This window comes from Paenibacillus paeoniae (assembly GCF_003388735.1).
In the GTDB taxonomy this organism is placed as follows: Bacteria; Bacillota; Bacilli; order Paenibacillales; family Paenibacillaceae; genus Pristimantibacillus; species Pristimantibacillus paeoniae.
In genome coordinates this window covers 2410926-2433749 of the sequence record NZ_QUBQ01000001.1, presented here as the reverse complement: position 1 = coordinate 2433749, position 22824 = coordinate 2410926, and the positions used below count along the sequence as shown (strand labels likewise).

The window sequence follows — 22824 nt, the reverse complement described above, 5'->3', positions numbered from 1 at the left end:
TTCTATTGAGGAATTTTAAAGAATATGAGGGCGATTTGAATAAATAAGTCAAAAGCTTGAACCCAATGTGCAACTTACCGTCACATATGTGCATGAAAACCAAATATTCACACAGAAATCCATTTTATTTGTCTAAAATAATTTAATATGTATGAAATGACAATTAATAGGTTTATGCATAGAGCGAACGCGATTAGGAAAATATACCAAGTGCGACTCATGACAGCTTAGGGGGTGTGTACGATGGATGTTTCCTTCTCCAGAACACAAATCGTTTTTTTAATGATATTGACAGTCGGCATCTCCAACCATGTCCTCATTATTCCGCATTTGCTTCAGACGGCGGGACGCGATGCGTGGGTCAGTATAGCGATAGGCTATGGGGTCCTTCTCCTATGGAGCGCAATGCTGTATCGCATCTTGAAGTCGATGAAGAGAGATTCATTCACAGATTGGCTGAAAGAAAAGAGCGGCAAGCTCGGGTATATATTAATCGGGGGAAGCATGCTGATCTACTTCCTTATTGCGGGCATGATGATTATTTACGACACGACCAAAAACGTCAGCATCTATTTCCTTCCCAGCACACCAAGCATCGTGGTCATCGCATGCTTTATGTTCATTGTGTTCAGCGCTGCCAGAACGGGATTAAGGACGCTGGTTTATCTATCCGCCACACTCTTGCCTATCGTGTGGCTGCTAGGGATGGGGGTTTCCTGGATGACAATGGACAGCAAGGATTACGGCATACTAAGGCCCTTTATGGCAGAGGGCTTGTCTGCCCAGATGGGAGGCGGGGCGATTGTCGTCGGAGGAAGCATCGACCTGATGATTCTGCTGCTGCTTCAGCACAGAATGAATAAACCGGTGAACTACTTGACAATTTTCATTTTGCTCACGATTTTGCTTGGTTTGATTCTGGGCCCCACCCTCGGTTCGATTACAGCTTTTGGGCCGCTTGAGGCGAGTAATTTGCGGTTTCCGGCCTTTGAACAATGGAGACTTGTAACGCTGGGAGAGTACATCTCGCATGTCGATTTTCTGGCAGCCTTCCAACTGCTCGCAGGAAGTCTCATCCGGGCAGGAGTATGCATTTATGTGCTTTCGGAAGTAGTCGTTATTCGCAAGCCAAAGCCCCGTCAGATCATTCTTCTGATTGGCACCGTACTCATGTCATTGCCCGCACTGCTGCAAGTTAGCGATATCTGGATGCAGCAAATGATTCATGATTATTTTTATGATTATTCCATGATATGGGGAATGACGATTACTATTATATTGTTCCTGCTAACGTATATCTCCCGCAAGAAAGCGGGGCGGCAATCATGATCGGCGAACGGGCGGAGAAGGAGCTGTTCACGGAATACGACACCGCTTTGCAGCAAGGCACTCTGAATGCGGACGGGCTCGAGAAGGCATTCGCCTGCTATATGGATATTCAGTTTCCTGATGTTCCCGGCAACGGGGAAGGAAATCGCATCATTGCGTTTTATTGCGATGGCATGATTGACAAGCAGCAACTGAATCAATATTTCTCTCATGTATGTCAATACGTAAGACAGGGTTCGAAGGAAGATACAGGGAGCCCTATCGATATGCAAGAATTGCCGCTGATGAGCAAGGAGCAATCCATGACGAGGATGGCGGAGGGATTGTTCACGGGAAGTCTGGCGATCTACAAGGAGGGAGAGAGCTTCTTCTGGCTTGTCCATCTGGCTAATGTCCCACATCGCCAATTGCAGGAATCCAATACGGAAATTTCGATCAAAGGGCCGAAGGATGCGTTCACGGAAGAACTGTACACCAATATATCGCTAGTCCGCAAGCGGATGCATACCCCATTGCTATTCACGGAAGAATTTATTGTCGGCAGTCTGAGCAAGACGCGTGTAGCCTTGATTTACCTGGATCATCGAGCCAATCAGAATGTAGTGGCGGAAGCGCGCAAGCGGCTTAAGACCTTCAAGTCGGAGAGCGTCGTCAGCAGCGGTCAATTGGAGCAATGGCTGTCGGATCGCACATTTTCCCTTGTACCGCTCATCGATTATATTGGGCGTCCCGACTTTGTAATAGAAGCGTTATTGAGAGGGCGAGTAGCTATTATTGTGGATGGTTCGCCAATGGTGCTGATCGGACCAGCCAATTTTTTCGAGCTGCTAAAAACGCCGGAGGATGTCCACTTCCCGTTCTACAACGTTGTCGTACAACGGTTTCTGCGCATTATCGGCATTGCCCTCAGCATATGCCTGCCGGGCTTCTGGATTGCCATAGCCTCTGTCAATGTGGACCAGATGCCGTTCTCCCTTGTGTCCACGGTCGTTACGTCCCGGGAAGGCGTGCCGCTGCCGATGTTTCTGGAAACCTTCCTGCTGTTGTTTCTCTTCGAGTTACTGAGGGAAGCGGGAGTTCGGCTGCCGAAGGCGGTGGGGCAGACAATAGGCATTGTTGGCGGTCTGATTATTGGAGACTCCTTAATTCGGGCAGGACTTTCCTCACCAACCTTGCTTGTCGTTATTGCCATATCGTCCGTTGCCACCTACTCGCTGGTGAATCAGTCCCTTTCCGGGAGCGTAAGCCTGTTCAGGGCCGGTATTTTGTTTGCATCGGCGTATTTGGGTATCTATGGGTTTTTCTTGTCCATCTTTGCGATCCTCATATACTTCTGCAGGCTGGATTCGTTCGGACTTCCATTCATGGAGCCGATTGCAACGCTGCGATTTCGAGAGTGGCTGTTTGCGCTTACGATTAATCCGTTCAAAAGGCGCGACTTCTCTTCCGATATGATTAAGGATATTAGGAAGGAAGAAGAGTAACATGCGGCGGCTATGGATGATTGGTCTTCTGTTTACGGTGCTGATTCTTGCTTCTGGCTGCAATACGGATGTGAAAAATATCGAGCATTTGAATTATGTAACGGCTATTGGCGTCGATTATAAGGATGGAAAGATCTATTGTTATATCCAATTCATCGATATGCATTCAGAAGCGAAAACCTCGGAAGGAAAAAGGGAAGCGGCAAAAATCTGGATCGGCGAAGGGGTTGGACGAAACTTTGAAGAAGCGGTATTTCAAATGTACCAAAGCGCTCAAGAGAGGGTCTATTGGGGGCATACGACAGCACTGATATTCAGCGAGTCGTTGTTAAAGCATGGGGTGGAGGCCGTATATGACAGCATTACCCGGTATTCCGAATTTCGATATACACCATGGGTTTACAGTACAAGGGGATCGGTAAAAGCGATTTTGCAGACCAAAGGATTCTACGATCAGTCACCGCTTAATACGATTCTCCACGTGCCGGAAGGCATCTATGCCCAGACTTCGACTATTGAATCCATCAAGCTCCACCGGTTTGTCAGGGAGATCAGAGAGCCTGGGTATACGGCATGCATTCCAACCTTGACACTGGATAATCGGCATTGGTCCCAAAGCGGAAAGAAGAAAAACATGTTAACGATCGACGGGGCCGTGTTCTACAAGGACGGACAGTTGAAGGGATATGTGCCTATTCAAGAGCTTATGGGACTCCGCTGGTTTCAAAGGGAGACCATTCGTGCAGGAGTGTCTGTACCGAGTCCTGAGAAGCCATCCGTGCAGGTCATTGTGAACGATCCCAAATCCAAGCTGACCCGCGTACATGACGGGGCCTATCCGAAGTTCAATATTAGGATTCGCGCAAAAGGGTATGTGGTCAATCGGGTGGACAATACGCTGTCTGACGATTCAGAATTGACCCAAGCAACGGAGAATGCCATCCGGGCTGAAATCGAGCAGCTGTACGACGTTAGTGTGAAGCGGAAGCTCGATATTATGAATATGGAATACAGGCTTTTCCGTCATCATCACAGCGAATGGGCTGCGGTTGATAACTGGGAATCAAGATTGCTAAATGGGGAGGCTATCGGGGGAATTGCTGTCGATATTTCCATTAAGCATGCGAGTGCAGTGAAGAACCGGAGGAAAGAATAGCTGTCATCAGAGGATAAGAAACGACCCGGCCCGCAAGCGGGGCGGGTCGTTGTTTTGCTACTCGTTATCGTTTTGGTTCAGCCATGCGAGCAACAGAACGACTGCTTCTGCACGAGTAGTCCTATCATTCGGAGCAAAGCGGTTGTTGCCTTTGCCCTGCATGAGGCCGGCTTCTACTGCGGCAGCGATGTAGCCGCGCGCCCAATCTGCAACGTTGTCGCTGTCAGCGAACGACAATGTCGCGTCTTCAATCGGCTCAAGTCCTGCGATTCGGACGATAAGAGCAGTCATCTCCGAGCGGGAGATGGCTTTGTCCGGTCGGAACGTGCCATCAGCGTAGCCTGTAAGGAGGCCTAACGCAACGGCTTTTTTCACGGAAGCTTTGGCCCAGTCTGGAATGCTGCCTTCGTCTTTAAAGGATACTGCTGGGGCAGCTGCGCTTTCGCCTTCAAAAGCACGCATCAGGAGCGTAACGAATTGAGCTCTCGTTACTTGCGCTTGCGGACGGAAAGTGCCATCCTCGTAGCCCATGACGATACCGCGTTTCACCGCTTCCTCGATGGAAGCTTTTGCCCAATGGCTGCCGATATCGCTAAGGTTGATGCCTGGCTCTGGGTTCGGATCCGTACCGCCTCCGTCTCCTTCGCCTGGTTGTCCTGGATCGCCAGGATTACCTGGATCAACGGAGCTGCGGTATGCCTGAACTTTCGTTGCGGTCGACAATGAGCCTACTGTAATGGTTAGGGTTGCCTCGCCAGCCTTCATCGCCTTCAGATTGCCGTTTGCATCTATCGACACGATGGAGCTGTCGCTGCTTTGGTAGTCGATGCCGGCTGTCAGTACGGATTTGTCCCCATTGCTGAAGAAGCCGCTGACGGTCAGCTTGGCCGTGGAGCCTATGCTTAGTCTAGCGGGATGGACCGCTTCCAGGCTCGAGATAATGGGCGCATTCAGGGAAGTAATGATCATGTTGGCATAATACGTATTCAATATTTGCGAATACGTCTGGCCGTCCTTGCCCAGCATTTGCGCACCGTATTGGCTCATGCCAACGCCATGTCCATTGCCGCCGCCATAGAAGGTGACAGATTCGACGGCTCCGTTGTCTCCGGAATCGATATCAAAGGTGAAAAATGCGGAATACAAAATGCTGGCATTTTTGACCGTTGCGCTATCGTCATACCCTGTTGAGCCGCCTTTGGCTCGGTATGCCAATATATCGCTAGTGCTGCCTGTATCTGCTTTGGTCGGTCTGATGGTGAAGCGAATGTTGTATTCCTTCATGATTTTATAAGTGCCTGTTGTACCCTCAATAATCAGCTCCGTTACGTTGCCGCCCGCACCGCGCTGCGCTACGGACATGCCCAGCCATTCGCCAATGCCGGCATCAGGAATGGGCAAGCTTGCATAAGAGCCATTTGCTGACTTCGTTAATATGGAAAGTGGATCGGCCGCATAACGAAGCTTAATGTTCTTGTTAACGGTATTAGCCAGCTCCTCAGCGCTTAGGGACACCTTCCACCGGAAGAATAGCGAGTCGGAATCGAAGCCCTTCAGTGATAAGTCTTTGTAGAAAGCATGGATTGCCGCTTCGTCGGACGTATCGATGTTCAAGATATCATCGGTGCCCGGTTGGAACGTATAGCTCTTGGCTGTCAGGTAAGGGATAGCGGTGCCTGGGAATTTGTTCGTGCCCGTATCCGCCCATACCTCATGCTTCGAGGCGCCATATCCGCCTGATGTCGAGTAGAATCTGGCGTCAACCAACATGCCGTCGCTCAGCATGATCAGTCCCTTTGTAGCGTCAACCGCTTGGCGCGTCAAATCATTTTCGGCGCTGTTGTTGAATACCTGGCTCAGTGTGCTGTCGTCGATATGGAAGCCATGATCTGCAAAACGGCTCACCATATAGTCAGTCAGCGCATAGGTTCTGGCGGCTATGGATTGAGCTTTAAGCGCTTCCAATCCGAACGAAGCCGGCATTTCGCTTGGGACGACCTGGTACAGATATTGCTCCATGTTCAATTCATTCACGATTCTTAGTTTATCGCCTTCAGGCGATTGGAACACTTCCAGCACACCGCGATATTTTGGCTTCCCCTGTGCTCTTGTCAAAGATGTGATCTCGATCAGGGAGCCATCAGCCGGAGGCAGAATATAGACGCGGTTGTCTGTGGACAACAGTACTTTATCCTTCTGCTCGATGATGGTCTTACCGTCTGCGATTGTGAAAATAAGAGGGGAGTTTGCTTCAGCTTTTACGCTGGTTTCCCCGATTTTGTCCCCAATAGAGAATGGTGTTGTTGCCAGCATTTCAATACGGTTATGGTTCAATTGCGTGATATCTGTAATATCGGCGATGCTGTTGCGTATGCCTACGCGCATCGTATCTCTAGGTGTCTCGCCGTTTAACGTAATGTTGCTGATTTCGCCCTTGTCATTCAGGGTGAACGCGACATTTTCGGCGCCAATCAATACTTCGCTGAGCAAGCGCGTAACTGTACGCGCAGAAAGCTTTTGTTCAATCACGACATTGGCTGCTAGCTTCAGCACACCAGAGCGTTCCAACTCGATTGTCCCTTTGCTGGCATCTTTGGCCATTAATTTCTCGAACAGCGTGTTGCCTGGCGAATAGGCCAGTGTCGCCGCATTGCTGGACTTGCTTTCGTTGTGCAGGCGGTCAAGCGCGGTGACGGCATAGGTATAGGTTTTAAACTCATCCATATGGTTGTCGATATAAACTTGCTCAGCGGATCCCGCTTGCATGCGAACCGTTCCAATCAGTTGCGAGGGATCTTGAATGTTCGGTGTGGCAGACCCCTCTTGTCTGTAGATAGCATAATAGGTCGTATCCTGATCCCCTGTTGCGTGCGCGAAGCGCAGCTCGGCTTGACCTCTCTTGACCGATTGCGCGGCATGCAGCGTCGGCGCATTCGGAGCAGTATCTTCTAGCCAAGGCATGGTTGGCACAAGTGCAGGATTACGGTACAAGTCGTTCATCATGGCATCCTGCATGCCCAGATGATTGGCAATGACATCCTTTGCGCTGAAGAACATGCTGCCATGAACATCGTCTGCAAAACTGCGGTTGAATTTGATTTGGTTGATCATTTCATTGGGATCGTCCCAAGTCGGTACGCGGTACATGGCATGGCCGATATACAGATGAGTGTTGGCAGTTGCTGTGACGCCGCGCCACCATTCTACTACTTTCTCATAGGCGGCCGGTCCGTTGCCGAAGTGCCAGTAATCTTGAGGAGCAATATAGTCGAGCCAGCCTTTATCTACCCAGCCCTTCGTATCGGCATGAAGAGCGTCATAGCTTTGCAGTCCGTTCGTATCAGAACCGTCCTTGTCGGAGGACACATTGCGCCAAATCCCAAACGGGCTGATGCCGAATTTCACATATGGCTTACTTTCTTTGATCGCTGTTGCGAGCCCTTCGATTAAGGTGTCGACATTGTTTCTCCGCCAAGCGGCTTTGTCTGCGAAATCCTTGCCGTAGGCCGCATATTGGTCTGCGTCAGGGAAGTCAACTCCCGTTACAGGGTAAGGATAGAAGTAGTCGTCGAAATGAACGGCATCAATATCGTACTCATCGACAACCTCCATAACGCTGTCGATTACGAATTGCTTCGCTGCAGGTACACCCGGATTGAAGTACAGCTTGCCGCCGTACGATACGACCCAATCCGGATTTTGCTTGGCAGGATGACTGTCTACCAGCTTGCTCAGGTCATTGTGCATGCTGATCCGATACGGGTTGAACCACGCATGGAACTCCATATTCCGCTTATGCGCTTCCTCCAGCATAAAGGCTAGCGGATCGTAACCGGGATCCTTGCCTTGCTGGCCGGTCAGCCATTCGGACCAAGGCGCGTACTTGGACGGATAGAAGGCGTCCGCTGTCGGCTTGATCTGTACGATGACGGCATTGATGCCTGTTGCCGCAAGCTCATCCAGCAGGGCAGTAAAGTCACTCTTCTGCTGAGCCTCTGTTGTTACGCCTTTAGTAGGCCAGTCGATATTCTCGACCGATGCAATCCAGGCTGCACGCATCTCATGCTTTTGCAATTGCTGAGCAGAGTGGACAATAAGCAAGTGCTCGGCTACCTTACCCTCGAATGCGGCGCGAATTCGGGTCGTACCGACCTTTTTGGCCGTTACCTGGCCGTCTGCGTTCACATCGGCAACAGTAGCATCGCTGCTGGTAAACACGGCGTGTTCCGTTACGTCCACTTCCTCAGTCAAGAGAGAGTAGGCAGCCAGCACGCTCGCATCAATCTTGTCGCCTTCGCTCAAAGGAATAAGTCCTGCCATGCGAATGTTTTGCAACACAGGCATAGCTTTTGTAATGACGATATCGATCGTTGCCATTACTCCGTCAAGCTCAGCGCTAATCGTGAGAGCGCCTTCATTTTTGGCTGTGATCAGTCCAGCGCTCGACACATCGGCAATGTCTGTATCGCTGCTTGTGTAGACCACATGTTCAGTTATGCGGATAGGCTCTGTCCCGCCGTCGTAGAAGGCGAATGTCTTAAGCTGTTCAGTATCGCCCGAGTGCAGAGCTGTTCGACCTTCAAGCGCAAGGCTTGCCAGCGCCGCGCCGCTATCGGTTACGGTCAGCTCATATGTAGCTTTATTCGATCCGCTGATTGCTGTGATCGTCGTTGTTCCGAGGGAGAGTGCCTCGACGAGGCCGCCCGCAGTGACAGTCGCCACTTCAGGGGAGCTGCTGCTGAATGTTGAGGCGCCTGTAACGTCCGTTCTTGTTTTATTTCCCGCGGCTGTCGCTAGCACGCTCCCTTGCAGGCTATCGCCAGGTTTCATATCGATAAGTCCAGAAAGCTCGATAAAGGCGGGGTTGCCGCTCGGATAAATGGCAGATAATTGATCGAAGTAGACGGTTCCTTTATTTTTGTTCAGGTTGCTTGTTTCTACGATATAGATTTGGCGCAGCGCTATGGTGCCCGCTTCCCATTGCGGCACTGGCGCGGTTACATATTGCCAGCCATTCCAATTGAAACCTCCGCTAGTTGTGAAATCAGCAGTGGCAGTTGTACCATTTCCCTTGTCAAAAAGGGCACGAAGCCAGTGCTTGCCCGCGTCTCCATATACCCACATGCCAATCCGGGTTGGATTTCCTTCGATTTTTCGATTGCCGGTGAAGTTTACGTAGGCCGCAGACGTTCCGTCCGTCCCTGTGAAATCGTATTCAAATTTCCCCGAGCTTTGACCGTACATAACAGGTCCTGGTCTGGGGCTTAGCTCAAGCTTGGTCGACCGCGGTACCGTTCGTGCTTCCGTTACGAACATATCGGATACATCTTCAAAATCTTCAAGGACGATATGATCGGCTGCTAATGCCGCGAGCGGAAAAGCCATGGTCTCCTCGAAAGCTTCTTTTTCTGATTCATTTGGCACAGTATCGGATGCGATGTCCGGTTCGGACGACAGTTGTTCCTCGGCAGCATAAGCCAGGCCGGAGAACAGGCTCCCCCAGAGCATCATCATGACAATCAGAGTGGCTACGTTGCGATTGGATTTCCTATAAAGGTTCAAGCCAACACTTCCTTTCTCATAGTGGATAATACCAAGCTGTTTCATGAAGGCACTTTCATAAATGGACAGACTCATTGCTTTATCCAAACAAAAACCAGGATGAACCGCGGCCCCCTTTCTAGGAATAGAATACATCTTTCGAAATAAAATTTCAAAATATATTTTAATTTTAGTATAAAATTTCTGAAAAGTGGGAAGAAAGCTTGAAGCTTTTGCGAGAAGACAGATAGGGGAGAAGTGAACCGGGCGATGAGTGACGACATGTCGAGAACATGAAAAAACCTTCAAAGCTTCACTAGTTTAGTGGCTTCGAAGGTTTCATGTCTTATTTCTTTTTGAGCAGCAAATAAGCGAAGTACGGCACGCCGATGAGCGATACGACGACACCGGCTGGAATACCGTCAGGATCGGTCAGGTTTCTGCCGACTGTGTCAGCTACCAGCAACAGCAGACCGCCCATTAGAATAGAGATGGGGATGAACAACTGGTTGCGCGGCCCGACTAGCGCCTTGGAGATATGCGGAGCCATGAGTCCGACGAATGCGATGCCGCCTGTCACGGAGACAGCGGAAGCGGCAAGCGCTACGGCAGCCAGCAGCAGTACAATGCGTTCTTTCTGCACCTCAAGCCCAACGCCGATGGATACCGGCTCGCTGAGACCAAGCAGGTTAAGCCGGTACGCCTTGTACAGCGTGAAGGGAATGAGAATGATCAGCCAAGGAAGAAGGGCTATGATGAACGGCCAGTCGGTCCCCCATATATTGCCCGCAAGCCACTTGGCGATGAAGTCGACCTTCTCCCGTTCTGCGGAAGAGATGAGCACGATCATCAAGCCCGACAGCGCTGTGGAGAATCCGACGCCGACGAGAATGAGCCGAACCGGATTTAATCCTTCCGATTTGCGGTAGGAGAACAGGTAGATCAGCGTTGAGGTCAGCAACGCTCCAACGAATGCCGCAACCGGCAGCATATAGACAAAAGTGCCGGGATCGATAGGGACGAACAGGAAGAACATGGCAACGGCTACTCCAGCACCGGAGTTGATGCCGATGATGCCCGGATCGGCCAGATCGTTTCGAGTAATGGATTGCAGGATGGAGCCGGACAGTGCGAGCGCCATACCTGCAAGCACTGTAATTAAAATTCGCGGAAGTCTAATATCGAATAGGACAAATTTTTCCTTGAATGAGCCTTCGCCAAGCAAGGTAGGGATAATTCGGTCATAGGAAACCGAGGAATAACCGAGTCCTAGTCCGATAAATCCTGTAATTAGAATAAGCGCTAACGTGATCGCAAGAATGATCAGCGTTTTTCGAAGAACAGCTTGCTGGATCATAATATCGATTTCCCTCCTTTATGGACGACGTACAAGAAGAAGGGCAGTCCGAGCACAGCCACGATGGCAACGATAGATGTCTCGTACGGTGCGTTGATCAACCGTCCGATCGTATCGGCCAGCATCATGAACGAAGCGCCGAAGATGGCGGACATCGGCACGATATAGCGGTAGTCCGTACCAACAACACGACGTACAATATGCGGAATCATGAGTCCAACAAATGCCAGGTTGCCGACCAGTGCGACAGAGGCGCCGGTAAGCAAAATGACGGCGAAAAACATGAGCGCCCTAATTTGCGTCAGCTTCTGGCCCAAGCCGACAGCCACTTCCTCGCTTAAGCTCAGAATCGTCAGCTGCTTGGACAGAATTATAGCGATCAGGATACCGACGCCAATGACGGGGCTAATAAGCGCAAGCTGCTTCCAGTTTGTGCCGATCAAGCCGCCGGATGTCCACATGGACACGTTTTTGGAAAGCTTGAAGCTTAGCGCGACAGCTTCCGTAATGGCGGAGAGAAAGATCGAAATCGCTGCACCGGCAAGTACAACCCGCAGAGGAGAGAGCTTGCCTCTGCCGGAAGCGCTCAGAATGATGACGAGGATCGAACCAAGCGCTGCTCCGATGAAGCAAGCGATCATCATGCCGACATAGTTCAATTGCGGGAAAAAGGCGAGCGAGATAGCGAGCGCGGCTGTTGCCCCTGCTGTTAGACCGAGCAGACCGGGATCGGCGAGCGGATTGCGTGTTACGCCTTGCATGACGGCGCCCGCTACGCCAAATGCGGCGCCTACAAGCGCCGCGCCGATTTCTCTCGGCAGCCGGATTTCCTGAATGACAAGAATTTTCGCATTTGTGTTGGTAAAGGTTATCGCACTCCATACATCTTGAATACTAATATTGGCTGCGCCTAATGTGATGGATAGAACAAACATGCCGGCAAGGAGAACAATGCCGGCAACCCATTTGTAAGCCATTGGAATCGTTGTTTTTTTTGTCATGGTCACGATCTCTCTATGTGTGGTTTATTCGCCGAGAAACTTTTGTTTGAAGAAGGCTAGTTGGTCTTCAAGCGTCAGCGGGTCGTTGAAAAAGAATCGATTGCCGTCCACTTCGAATACTTGATTGTTTTTAACGGCAGGAATATTCTTGTATGATTCTGTTGTCTGGAACGAGCTGTCCGCGCCTGCGAATTTGCTCAGAATGACGTAGTCTCCCATGTAATCAGGCAATACTTCGGTGGAAATCGCATAATAACCATCCTTCAACGCGACTTCCTTTACTTTCTCCGGCATGGTCAGTTTCATTTCCTGATACAAAATTTCTGTTCCACGACCCCAGTTATCGCCGAATACATACAATTGCTTGTCGTAGATTTCAACGACGGACACGGTAGCATTTTCGCCGATTTTCGCTTTAATGTCAACACCTGCCTGGCTTGAACGGGCTTTGAAGTCGTCAACCCATGCTTGTGCTTCTTTTTCTTTGTTCAGAAGTTTACCGATCTCTATGTGCTGGGTCAAGTAATCTACTTTGTCGTAGGTGTAAGTAACGGTGGGTGCAATTTCTTTCAGTTTGTCGACGTTTTTAATAGTAGATAGGCCAATAATGAGATCCGGCTCCAGCTCGATAATTTTCTCCAAGCTTTCGTCAGATACTTCCGCAACATCTTTAAGGAATTCGTCATAACGCGGGTTGAGCTTTGTCCAAGAGTCAACGCCTACCAGGTTGACACCAAGCGCTAACACGTTCCCGGCAAAGGAGGATAGAACGATAACGCGCTGCGGGTTCGCCGGAACTTCCACTTCACCGTTCTCGGATTGATAGCGGATCGTACCCGTGTCATTGCCTGTATTCTCGTTTGCATCAACAGTAGGGGACGGGGATGGCTGTGAACTGGCGTTTCCTGCTGTGCCTGGTGTGTTATTGTTCCCGCCGCAAGCGCTGACAAGCAGCATCATAATGATAGCGAGGGGCATTAATGTTTTTTTCATGATGATTCTCTCCCTTTTCCAATCGATAATGATTCTCAACATCACTCTGCACAGTTTAATAGTATTGAGAACGATTGTCAATGAAAAATTTTGTATATGCTGCTCATCCCACGGTATAGAAAATAAGACTAGAGTTTGATACAATGAAATCTATTGTTAACCAATAAATAATAAATAAAGTTAACAATAAAACAAATGATGGACAGTTTCAGGAGGATGGATGGGAGTTTATGCTGAACATGAAATGGGATGAGTTGGCCGACAAGGCTATTACAGGAGGCTGTTTGACGACAGAGGAAGCTCTGATGGTACTGCGCGCGGATGATGATGAGCTGCTGCCGCTCATGCAGGCTGCCTTTAAGGTGAGAAAGCATTATTATGGAAAAAAAGTGAAGTTGAATATGATCATTAATGCGAAAAGCGGATTATGTCCCGAGGATTGCGGCTATTGCTCGCAATCGATTGTCTCGGCTGCATCGATTGACAAGTATGTCATGCTGGACAAGACGACTTTGGTCGCGGGCGCAAGGGAAGCACTGGCCCGACAAGCGGGCACTTATTGCATCGTGGCAGCGGGACGGGGACCGACGGAGAGGGAGCTTAAAGGGGTAATCGAAGCGGTGGAAGAGATTAGATCGACGATGCCGCTCAAAATATGCGCCTGCCTAGGCCTGCTGAAGGATCATCAGGCACAACGTCTTGCCGAAGCCGGTGTTCATCGCTACAACCATAATTTGAATACAAGCAGCGGTCATTATGCATCCATTACAACGACACATACTTATGAGGATCGAATGAACACGATCCATCATGCCAAGGCAAGCGGCATGTCTCCATGCTCGGGCGTTATTATCGGATTGGGGGAGAGCGACGAGGAAATTGTGGAGATGGCGATGACGCTTCGCGAGCTTGATGCGGATTCCATTCCGATCAACTTTCTGAATGCGATACCGGGAACGCCGCTGGAGCACGCGAAGCCTATATCTCCGCTTAAGGCGCTCAAGACGCTCGCCTTGTTCCGTTTGCTCTGCCCCGCGAAAGAATTACGGGCAGCGGGAGGGCGGGAGCTTCGGCTGCGTTCGCTTCAGCCGTTGGCGCTGTATGCGGTCAACTCGCTCTTTGTTGGTGATTATTTGACAACCGAAGGTCAAGATGTTGAAGTCGATCATGGGATGATCGAAGACTTGGGCTTTGAGATCGAGCGTTATGCAGTTCCAGTACAACCGGAAATTGCCGGTGTCGGTCTGCTGCAGGACGCTAACTGACTGAAATTAACCCGCATGTTAAAAAGGAAAGCATGGCGCATTGGCGCCATGCTTTCCTTATAGTCCGGTTCTAACCTGCCTATTGTTTTCTCTCTATAGGGCTTTCTTTATTCTTTTTCTTCAGCTTGCAGTTGTTTAATTTCTTCTTTGTACTGTTTCAGCAAATCGGTGAGCGTTTCACGAATAGCTGCCCCATCTTTATCCTCCACAGCTTTGCCAAGTTTAAGTTGGATCTCGAACAATGGGGACGGCTTGACTGCAGCACTCGTTGCGACGAATTCGCCCTCCGCAATTGGCTTGCCCGCATCCAGCTTAATGTCACTCGCCACGAAGCTGCCCGTCTTGCCGGCAGCAGTTACACCGGAGACGCTGGTTAAGTCTATTTTCGTTTCCTTCACTTCAAACGTACCGATTTCAGCTTCTTTGGAAAGCTTCGCGACATCCACTGGAACAGCTTCTAAAAAAGTTACTTGGTCAGCGCTTGCGGCCGAAATGTTGAATTTATCTTTCAGAAGCTCATGATATTGCTTCATAGTAGCTTCCCAATCTTCAACCGTACCCGGTGCATACTGGCGAGCCAACTCCAGCGGGTCAGGGAGGATGACAGCTTGCAGTGCGGCGACACCATCTGTCTTAATGGCTTTGCCTTCGACTTTTACCGTGGAACCGTGTGAGAGCATATGAACCGTCTTCGGATTTGCAAATACCGATGTGCTCGCAAATGCGGATAGCAGCAGGGTGGAAGCGGCAACGCTCTTGAATAGTTTCATTTTGTTCATGGTAACACTCTCCTTGGTTGTTTGTTTGTCTTACATGTCCTAGTCTATAGGCGAGAGATGGCAGTTCATTGGTGGAATTGTGGAAAAACGATGGCAACCCCCTAACAACTCGTCCACCTTGCTATAATGATGGAAGACGATGCTGGGAGGAAAAGAAATGAGTTCATATCGAATTGCTGTCGTAGATGACGACCTTCATATAAGAAATTTGGTGGAAGCGTACCTGGTGCGTGAAGACTTCGAGACAATCGGGCTGGCCACTGCTGAGGAAGCGTTGGAGCTGTGGAGGAATGATCCGCCGGATATGTGGGTGCTCGATATTATGCTTCCGGGGATGGATGGGTACGAGTTCTGCCGTACGGTTCGGCGTGAGGCCGATGTGCCTATCATTATGATCTCAGCAAGGGATAATGAAGTAGACAAAATTATGGGGCTGGAGCTTGGCGGTGATGACTATATGGTCAAACCATTCAGTCCAAGGGAGCTTGTGGCTAGAGTCAAGCGGCAGATCCACCGATGGTACAAGGTTAGAATAGGTGATGAAGGAGTTGTGAATGCTCCTGCATCGAGCGATATCACAATTGGCGAGTTGAAGCTTTCTATAGAAGAGAGACGCGTTTTTTGGGATGGATCGGAGGTGGAGATAACGCTGAAGGAATTTGCTTTGCTTCACACGTTGTCCCAGCATCCTAATCGTGCATTCTCAAGGGATGATCTGCTTGCTATTGTGTGGGGCGACGATTATTTTGGCAGCGACAGGGCGGTAGACCATCTGGTGAAGCGTATACGCAAAAAAATAATGCAATTGCCCATCGAAGCCGTATGGGGTCATGGCTATAGGTTAAGACATGAAGGAGGCGAGCGGGGATGAGGCTCATTCATCAAATTAACCTTGCTTTTGGAGCATTGCTTCTAATTGTACTATCGCTTACAGGTGTGATTATTCACTATGTGTTGATGGATCATTTTGTAGGCAAGCAGAGGGATGACATGACAGCGATTGGCGCAGCGATTCAGCAAAGGATGACCGTAGCGCCTCCAGTTACCCTTCCAGCAGACTTAAAGATAACTGCTGGCGTAGCTATACCTGTGAATGGCGTTGAAGCGATTATTTCCGATGCGGACGGAAATGTGTTGTCAGAGTATACCCCTGTCCATACGGCAGGGAAAACTCAGTTAGTGGAGGCAGGGAGCTTTACCGAGGCGACAAGTTTGAAGGAGATATGGAACGGCAGCGACAGCCGTTACCTGGTCGATATTCAACCGATTCCTCAAGGCAAGCTTACGCTGATTACCCCGATGAGCCAAATCAAGGAGATCGAGCGAGCGCTGCTGGAGCGGTTTCTGATCGTGTTATGCGCGGCTGGCATCTTGGTTTATGTGGCAAGCCTGATCATTACCAAAAAGCTGATTACTCCTCTTATTAAGCTGAAGAGTGAGCTGAAAAAGGTCAAAAGCCGCCAGTTCGCCGATGTCCAGCTGATCAAAGCCGGAGGCGAAATTGGCGTTGTGGCGGAGACGGTCCATGAATTGGCAGTGGAGCTCGACCGCTATAACCGCGTGCAGAAGCAATTTATCCAAAATGCGTCGCATGAGCTCAAAACGCCGCTAATGTCGATCGCAGGTTATGCGGAGGGAATAAAGGACGGCGTGTTCGAGGGCGAAGGAGCGCGCAAGGGGCTGGAAGTTATTATAAGCGAAAGCGGAAGACTGTCGAAGATCGTGACGGAGATGACGCTGCTGGCGAAGCTGGACAGCGAAGAGGATATCTTCAAGGCAGAGCCGGTGACGGTGGAGGAGATCGTGACGGAGACGGTCGAGCGCATCAATCCGCTGCTGCTGGCCCAAGATATCAAGCTGCAGGTTGACTATGCAGAGGATAAGATTGCCGGACTTAGGATTCTGGCCGACAAGGATAAGCTTCTGCAGGCGCTTCTGAACGTCGTGTCCAATGCGGCTCGCCATGCTCGGACTGAAATTCGCATCAAGGTAGGCGTCGTGGAGGGGCAAATTCGGATTAGTGTAGAGGATGACGGCAGCGGCATTGCAGAATCTTTAATTCCACAGCTCTTCCACCGATTCGTAAGGGGAAAGGATGGAGATACCGGGCTAGGACTTGCCATAGCCCGAGCTATTGTTGAGCGCTGCGGCGGCTCCATTGCGGCAGGCAATGGCAAGGCAGGCGGTGCGGTTATCTCGATTAAGTTGCCGTCAGCGGCATGAAACCCGGTTTAGCATGGAGATGGACACGCTTTTATATAGCCAAAGTATTGACATATGCCCGAATCATTCTTATGTTGAAGATAACAAATTCGACATAAGAAGTGATTTGATGCATAAGAAACCTACCCAATCCGATATGGAATATACGCAAACTTCGCCTATCGTCCCGAAGGCGAACATTATCGTTCCGCCTGCTTCCCCGAATGATATCATTCGGGAGCGATTGCTTGAGCGCCTGGATGAAAGCGTCAGCCGTAAGCTGACGCTTATTTCCGCTCCGGCGGGGTATGGCAAATCCACGCTTGTCCGTACCTGGATTCATACTCGCGGCAAAAAGGCTGTCTGGATCTCGTTAGATACGGGTGAGAGGAGTGCGAGTCTCTTCTGGAGGACGGTCGCAGCCGCCCTGCTTGCGGAGTATCCGGCCATGAGGGAGACGATGGATCTTCGCATGTCGCCGGGAGATTCCGGCATTGATTCCCTTCTCTCGGCCGTTTTGGAGCTTGTGTCCAAGCTTTCTGATTCCTGCGTACTCGTCATGGACGATTATCATCGCGTCTCCAATCCTCTTGTTCATAACAGTATGTCCGCCTTCCTGGAGCATGTGCCTTCCTCTTTGCGTGTCATCCTAATTAGTCGGAACATTCCGCCGTTTCCCTTATCCCGTCTGCGTGTGAGCAGACAATTGTCCCAGCTTAACACCGAAGAGTTGCGCTTCACGATGGAGGAAGCCGAAGAGCTTCAACGAATGATGCTTATGAATCCGCTTACGGCGGAGGAGCTTGCCTTATTAGAAGAGAAAACGGAGGGTTGGGCTGCGGGACTTCTTCTTGCCTTTATGTCGTTTCAAGACCGTCAGGATGTCGGCGGTTACATTCAGGCTTTTTCCGGCAGCCATCGATATATTTTCGATTATTTGGCTGATGAGGTCTTAGGCAGACTGGATGAGCAGCTGCTTCACTTCCTGCTTTTAACCTCCATTGCCGATCGGTTTACTGCCGAACTGGCCAATGCAATCACAGCGAATCAAGATGCGCATGCGCTTCTGGATAGATTGGAGAAGAGCCATCTCTTTCTTATACCTCTGGACGATAGTCGTGTGTGGTACAGATACCATCACTTATTTGTGGATGCATTAAGAAGCCGCTTGCAAGTTAAGAAAGATGCAGGAACGATACGCGAGTACCAACGTCGCGCATCCCGCTGGTTTGACCAAAACCAGGCATATGATGAAGCTATTCGCCATGCTTTGCAGGCGGGCGATTATGATTGGGCGGCAGAGCGAATCGAGCGCCATCTGTCCATGCTCGTCAAGAACGGACACGAATTGGAGTTGATGGTTTGGCTGACGCAAATTCCGCTTGCCCATATGGTTCCGCGATCCGATTTGTTCTACTACCAGGCAGGAACGCTGGCGTTGACCGGCCGGGTTCAAGAGGCGGATTCGCTCTTGAATGATGCACTCGTGGTGCTTGGAGAGCAACAACGAGTTTTGTCTGACGAAGCGTCTCGCGAGTTGACGATGCGTATGGGGATGTACCGGGCGTCAATTGCCTTTTACAGGGGCGACATCGAAGCTTTCGTAGAGCTGCTGGACCGGAATCGCGAAGGGTTGAGATTGTTTCCTTCGATTGTAAAGGTTGTAAATTTGGGAGAAGCGCTGCTGTATCGCGGACCGATCGGTTTCGGCGGCAGGCTGAATAAGATGGCAGCTCTCTCCGCTAAGGTAGCGGAATCAGAGGGGCGAAGAGAAGCGATTCATCACGCACTGCAGGGACATGGCCTTGTGTTTCTGGCTGATCTGTATTACGAAAGAAATGCGTTGGACAATGTAAAGCCGCTGCTGGAGATGGCATTGTCAGCGCAAGCGACGCCTTCCGGGCTCGGCGTATGGGTTCCTGCAATTATTTTGCTGTCCAAATTGCTGGAAGCCAGCGGGGATCGGAAGGGAGCGGGAGACTGCCTTCATGATGCGATGAAGGAGCTTGATCAGCTGCAAACGCCGCATTGGCGCATGCTGCTGGAGGCGCGGCTTGTTAGGCTGAAGCTTATGCAAAGCAAGACAAACGAAGGAGAAGACTGGGCAGCGCGTTACCCGATGCTCACGCATGAATCAGCGTCAGTTGATCGGGAATATGTGCATGTGACACTCGCCCGAATTTGGCTCATGCAGGGGAAGACGGATATAGCGATTCGCAAGCTTAGACAAGTCGAGAAGGCAGCGTTTCGCGCAGATCGGCTAGGAAGCCGGATTGAGATCGGCTTGCTGCTGGCCTCCGCTTATGACCGCCAAGGCAAGAAGTCCAGCTCAACTGAAGCACTGGACCAGGTTCTGCGGCTTGCTGAGCCGGAAGGTTATGTTCGACTTTTCTTGGATGAGGGGCAAGCGGTACGCAGATTGCTGCTGGACCGCATGGCGACTGGTCTAGAAAGCAGCATTCGCCAGTATGTGAGGAAGCTGCTGGATGCATTTGAGGCGGAGATAGGAATGCGCTCGGCGGAGAATCGTACTGACATGAGCACTGAAGTGGATAAGCTTACCCCGCGCGAGCTCGATATCTTGAAATGTATGGCCAATGGATGTACCAATTCGGAGATAGCAACTATCTTGTTCCTGTCACCGGGCACGGTCAAACGTTACAGTCATCATATCTATCAGAAGCTGAATGTGAAGAACAGAGTGCAGGCTATTACGAAAGCAAGAGAGCTGCAATGGATCTAGTCGTATCAGGACTGTTGAAACGGATTGGCGAGTTTCGCGTGAAAGCTTAAAGCACCATGATAGGGTTAATCTTGTTAAAATCGGCATGGTTTGTTTCAACTCTTAGACTTGCATCAATGTTGTAGAATGGAGGGGATTAGCTAGAAGAAAGCTCGGAGAGGGGTAATACAATGAACGGAATGATTCAAATTCGCGGCGCCAGGGAGAACAATCTGAAGAACATTTCACTCAACATTCCAAAGCATAAGCTGGTTGTGGTAACGGGGCCGTCAGGCTCCGGAAAATCTACGCTTGCGATGGATACACTTCAGCGGGAATGCCAGCGCCAGTATATGGAATCGATGGGAATGGTATCGGATAGCGTAAGCAAGCCCAAAGTGGATTCCATTCAAGGATTGTCTCCCTCCATCAGCGTAGGTCAGCATCTGACAAACCGTAATCCGCGCTCCACGATTGGAACGGTGACCGATATTTATACGTTAATGCGGATTTTGTACGCCAAGCTGGGCGAGCGGTCTTGCCCGGCATGCGGGGCGACAGTAGGTCACACTGCGGGAGAGGAACCTGCCAAGCTTGTGTCGGACGAGGAAGATACGGGGTATAACGAGAAGGTGGTATGTCCTTCATGCGGACATCAGCTGAATATGCTGACGATGTCCCACTTCTCCTTCAACAAGCCTGAAGGAGCTTGCGAGGAATGCAGCGGACTTGGTCATGTTGCGACATTGAATATGAATGCCGTGTTCAACCTGGAGAAGAGCGTGCGGGACGGCGGGGTTCGATTTTGGTCGGGGATGTATATGGATTACAACCTCAGTATCCTGAAAGCCGCAGCCGCCCATTACCGGCTGCCATTCGAGGAAAACGCCCCTCTTGAAAGCTATGATCCGGCAATGCTGGACCTGCTTTATTATGGTGCGGAAAGCGAGGCATTCACGAGCCGGATGCCGGATGTAAAGCCGCCCAAGTCTGTTACACAAGGCAAATTCGAAGGCGTCGTAACCGGTATATGGAGACGCTATAACGAGAAGGGCGGAGAATCTGGAGAAGCGGCCCTCTTCCGGCAAAATAGCTGCGGCAGCTGTCACGGCGCAAAGCTGAGGAAGGAAAGCCGACAGGTTACTGTGAATGGAATGGCCATTCACGAAGCGTCCGCGCGAGCGCTTGGCGAAACGCTGGACTGGCTTGAGTCGGTAAAGACAGGCCTGTCGCAGGATGAGGAGCAATTGGTGGGTCCGCTTGTCTACGATATGTCTATTCGCTTGAAACGAATCATCGATACGGGACTTACGTACATGTCTCTGGATCGTCCAATCGTGACGTTATCCGGTGGTGAGGCGCAGCGACTTCGTCTAGCTTCCATCCTCGGTTCAGGCCTGACCGGCGTGCTCTATATTTTGGACGAGCCAACAGCTGGCCTCCATGCCCGGGATACAAGCGGCTTGATCGAAGTAATGAAGCAGCTGCGCGATTTGGGCAATACCGTGCTGATCATCGAGCATGACGAGGATGTAATGAAGGCAGCTGACCATATCATCGATATTGGTCCAGGTGCGGGGACGCAAGGCGGGCAGGTCGTGGGGCAAGGCAGCCTGCAGGAATTGATCGGCCAGCCGAATTCCATAACAGGCGCTATCTTCCGAGAAAGAAACGAACGTGCGGCGCGATCCAAAAGACGCAGCGGCAACGGTCATCAGCTAACGATCCATCATGCATATCTGCGCAACCTGAAAGGCTTCACAGCCTCGTTCCCGCTGGGCTGTCTCATATCCGTTACAGGCGTCTCCGGCTCGGGCAAATCTACATTGTTGTTCGACTTGCTTGCCGCATCAGGACCGGATCAGCCAACACCGGATGGCTGTGACCGTATTACAGGCTGGGAAGATGCGGGCTCGCTCATAATGGTCGATCAATCTCCGTTGTCTCGTATGCAGCGCTCCAATATTGCAACATACACGGACGTGTATACACATCTGCGCAATTGGTATGCCAGCTTTCCTGAAGCGAAGGCGGCGGGTCTTACCGCCAAACACTTCTCCTTTAATACGGCCGGTGGCCGCTGCGAAGAATGCCAGGGACTTGGCGTTGTGCCGATCCATATGCACTTCTTGCCTGAAATTGAGGTACGCTGTCCATCATGCCGAGGCAGACGATTCAAGGACGAGGTATTGGCGGTCACATACGAAGGTTACAGCATCTCAGACCTGCTGGATATGTCGATTGAACAGAGCTTGCCTTTGCTCGGCAGCCAGAAAAAAATTAAAGAAACGCTTCAACTCCTATGCGAAGTAGGACTTGGCTACTTGCAATGGGGCCAGTCTCTCAGCACCTTGTCTGGCGGCGAAGGCCAACGCATCAAGCTGGCAAAGCAGCTGAGCAAAAAGACCGCGCAGCATACGGTCTACTTGTTGGATGAGCCATCTACCGGACTGCATCCGGGAGATGTTCAGCAGTTGAAAGTACTGCTGAACAAACTGGTGGATGCAGGCAATACCGTGATCGTCGTAGAGCATAATCTGGAGCTGGTCAGCGAATCCGATTGGATTATCGACATCGGTCCCGAAGGCGGCGAAGGCGGCGGAGAGCTCGTTGCCGAAGGCACCCCTGAGCAGGTAGCAGAATGCAGCCGCTCATATACCGGCCGATATCTGAGGGAGCTGTTATAGCTGCTGTAGCTGCTCATCCATGATCAATCTGGAACCGATACACCAGGAAACGATAAACTACAACATGTCTGCTCCAACCTTTCAAGTAGTGCTATGGCCTCATCAATGCCATAGCACTCGAGAGGTTTGGGGCCTTGTTTTGTAATAGAATAGGGGGATCACAGGACAGTCTGTCGCTGCAAGCATACTGCTGCTATCATATCGCGTTCCCGCTCTGCCATATCGCCTCGCCATATCGCTTTACCATATTGTCCTACCATAAGCATGCTCATGACACGTGCATCTACTCCGCAATAATTAGCCACCAC

Annotated in this window: 13 protein-coding genes; 8 read left to right on the top strand and 5 right to left on the bottom strand. The window is 50.6% G+C overall.

The genetic code is table 11. The annotated features are described in order from the left end of the window. Window positions 1–243 precede the first annotated feature (243 nt). The 3 genes from DX130_RS11385 to DX130_RS11375 are packed head-to-tail and all read left to right on the top strand — an operon-like array spanning window position 244 to window position 3969. Window positions 244–1329 (top strand): GerAB/ArcD/ProY family transporter, encoded by a 1086-nt coding sequence (locus tag DX130_RS11385; RefSeq protein ID WP_116045255.1) that lies wholly within the window; start codon window positions 244–246, stop codon window positions 1327–1329. Continuing rightward, complete coding sequence (locus DX130_RS11380; RefSeq protein ID WP_116045254.1) at window positions 1326–2813, top strand: spore germination protein; 1488 nt, start codon at window positions 1326–1328, stop codon at window positions 2811–2813. The genes DX130_RS11385 and DX130_RS11380 overlap by 4 nt, the downstream gene beginning before the upstream one ends. 1 nt (window position 2814) lies before the next feature. Further along, window positions 2815–3969 (top strand): Ger(x)C family spore germination protein, encoded by a 1155-nt coding sequence (locus DX130_RS11375; protein WP_116045252.1) that lies wholly within the window; start codon window positions 2815–2817, stop codon window positions 3967–3969. 57 nt (window positions 3970–4026) lie between these two features. Here the strand turns inward: DX130_RS11375 and DX130_RS11370 are convergent, their stop codons facing one another. From DX130_RS11370 to DX130_RS11355, 4 genes are all read right to left on the bottom strand, one after another. Further along, the gene (locus tag DX130_RS11370) at window positions 4027–9606 is read right to left on the bottom strand and encodes a family 10 glycosylhydrolase (RefSeq protein ID WP_165861229.1); all 5580 of its coding nucleotides are present in this window, start codon (window positions 9604–9606) and stop codon (window positions 4027–4029) included. Window positions 9607–9856: 250 nt separating this feature from the next. Then, window positions 9857–10867: a FecCD family ABC transporter permease gene (locus DX130_RS11365; RefSeq protein WP_116045248.1), complete on the bottom strand. Its 1011-nt coding sequence runs from the start codon at window positions 10865–10867 to the stop codon at window positions 9857–9859. Next, complete coding sequence (locus DX130_RS11360) at window positions 10864–11868, bottom strand: FecCD family ABC transporter permease (protein ID WP_116045245.1); 1005 nt, start codon at window positions 11866–11868, stop codon at window positions 10864–10866. The genes DX130_RS11365 and DX130_RS11360 overlap by 4 nt, the downstream gene beginning before the upstream one ends. A 24-nt stretch (window positions 11869–11892) precedes the next feature. Beyond that, window positions 11893–12861 (bottom strand): iron-hydroxamate ABC transporter substrate-binding protein, encoded by a 969-nt coding sequence (locus DX130_RS11355; protein ID WP_116045242.1) that lies wholly within the window; start codon window positions 12859–12861, stop codon window positions 11893–11895. 230 nt (window positions 12862–13091) lie between these two features. Between DX130_RS11355 and bioB the strand changes: the two genes are divergently transcribed. Next, window positions 13092–14126 (top strand): biotin synthase BioB, encoded by a 1035-nt coding sequence (gene bioB, locus DX130_RS11350; protein ID WP_116045241.1) that lies wholly within the window; start codon window positions 13092–13094, stop codon window positions 14124–14126. A gap of 107 nt (window positions 14127–14233) precedes the next feature. Here the strand turns inward: bioB and DX130_RS11345 are convergent, their stop codons facing one another. Next, a complete protein-coding gene (locus DX130_RS11345; RefSeq protein ID WP_116045239.1) occupies window positions 14234–14905 on the bottom strand; it encodes a hypothetical protein in 672 nt (223 codons plus the stop codon). A 157-nt stretch (window positions 14906–15062) separates the two neighbouring features. Here DX130_RS11345 and DX130_RS11340 point away from each other — a divergent pair, with 157 nt between their 5' ends. The 4 genes from DX130_RS11340 to uvrA all read left to right on the top strand — a co-directional run bounded on the left by DX130_RS11340 (window position 15063) and on the right by uvrA (window position 22516). Further along, complete coding sequence (locus DX130_RS11340; RefSeq protein WP_116045237.1) at window positions 15063–15776, top strand: response regulator transcription factor; 714 nt, start codon at window positions 15063–15065, stop codon at window positions 15774–15776. Further along, entirely contained in the window at window positions 15773–17128 is a 1356-nt protein-coding gene (locus tag DX130_RS11335) for a sensor histidine kinase (protein ID WP_116045235.1), read from the top strand. Before DX130_RS11340 ends, DX130_RS11335 begins: the two co-directional genes overlap by 4 nt. Before the next feature lie 109 nt (window positions 17129–17237). Next, entirely contained in the window at window positions 17238–19850 is a 2613-nt protein-coding gene (locus DX130_RS11330) for a winged helix-turn-helix domain-containing protein (RefSeq protein WP_165861228.1), read from the top strand. A gap of 170 nt (window positions 19851–20020) precedes the next feature. Then, a complete protein-coding gene (uvrA, locus tag DX130_RS11325; RefSeq protein WP_116045231.1) occupies window positions 20021–22516 on the top strand; it encodes an excinuclease ABC subunit UvrA in 2496 nt (831 codons plus the stop codon). The last annotated feature ends 308 nt before the right edge of the window (window positions 22517–22824 follow it).

Bases quoted from the DNA above. Each gene is read 5' to 3' on its own strand.
- DX130_RS11385 (WP_116045255.1), top strand. From the start codon at position 244: ATGGATGTTTCCTTCTCCAGAACACAAATCGTTTTTTTAATGATATTG.
- DX130_RS11380 (WP_116045254.1), top strand. From the start codon at position 1,326: ATGATCGGCGAACGGGCGGAGAAGGAGCTGTTCACGGAATACGACACC.
- DX130_RS11375 (WP_116045252.1), top strand. From the start codon at position 2,815: ATGCGGCGGCTATGGATGATTGGTCTTCTGTTTACGGTGCTGATTCTT.
- DX130_RS11370 (WP_165861229.1), bottom strand. From the start codon at position 9,606: ATGAGTCTGTCCATTTATGAAAGTGCCTTCATGAAACAGCTTGGTATT.
- DX130_RS11365 (WP_116045248.1), bottom strand. From the start codon at position 10,867: ATGATCCAGCAAGCTGTTCTTCGAAAAACGCTGATCATTCTTGCGATC.
- DX130_RS11360 (WP_116045245.1), bottom strand. From the start codon at position 11,868: ATGACAAAAAAAACAACGATTCCAATGGCTTACAAATGGGTTGCCGGC.
- DX130_RS11355 (WP_116045242.1), bottom strand. From the start codon at position 12,861: ATGAAAAAAACATTAATGCCCCTCGCTATCATTATGATGCTGCTTGTC.
- bioB (WP_116045241.1), top strand. From the start codon at position 13,092: ATGCTGAACATGAAATGGGATGAGTTGGCCGACAAGGCTATTACAGGA.
- DX130_RS11345 (WP_116045239.1), bottom strand. From the start codon at position 14,905: ATGAACAAAATGAAACTATTCAAGAGCGTTGCCGCTTCCACCCTGCTG.
- DX130_RS11340 (WP_116045237.1), top strand. From the start codon at position 15,063: ATGAGTTCATATCGAATTGCTGTCGTAGATGACGACCTTCATATAAGA.
- DX130_RS11335 (WP_116045235.1), top strand. From the start codon at position 15,773: ATGAGGCTCATTCATCAAATTAACCTTGCTTTTGGAGCATTGCTTCTA.
- DX130_RS11330 (WP_165861228.1), top strand. From the start codon at position 17,238: ATGCATAAGAAACCTACCCAATCCGATATGGAATATACGCAAACTTCG.
- uvrA (WP_116045231.1), top strand. From the start codon at position 20,021: ATGAACGGAATGATTCAAATTCGCGGCGCCAGGGAGAACAATCTGAAG.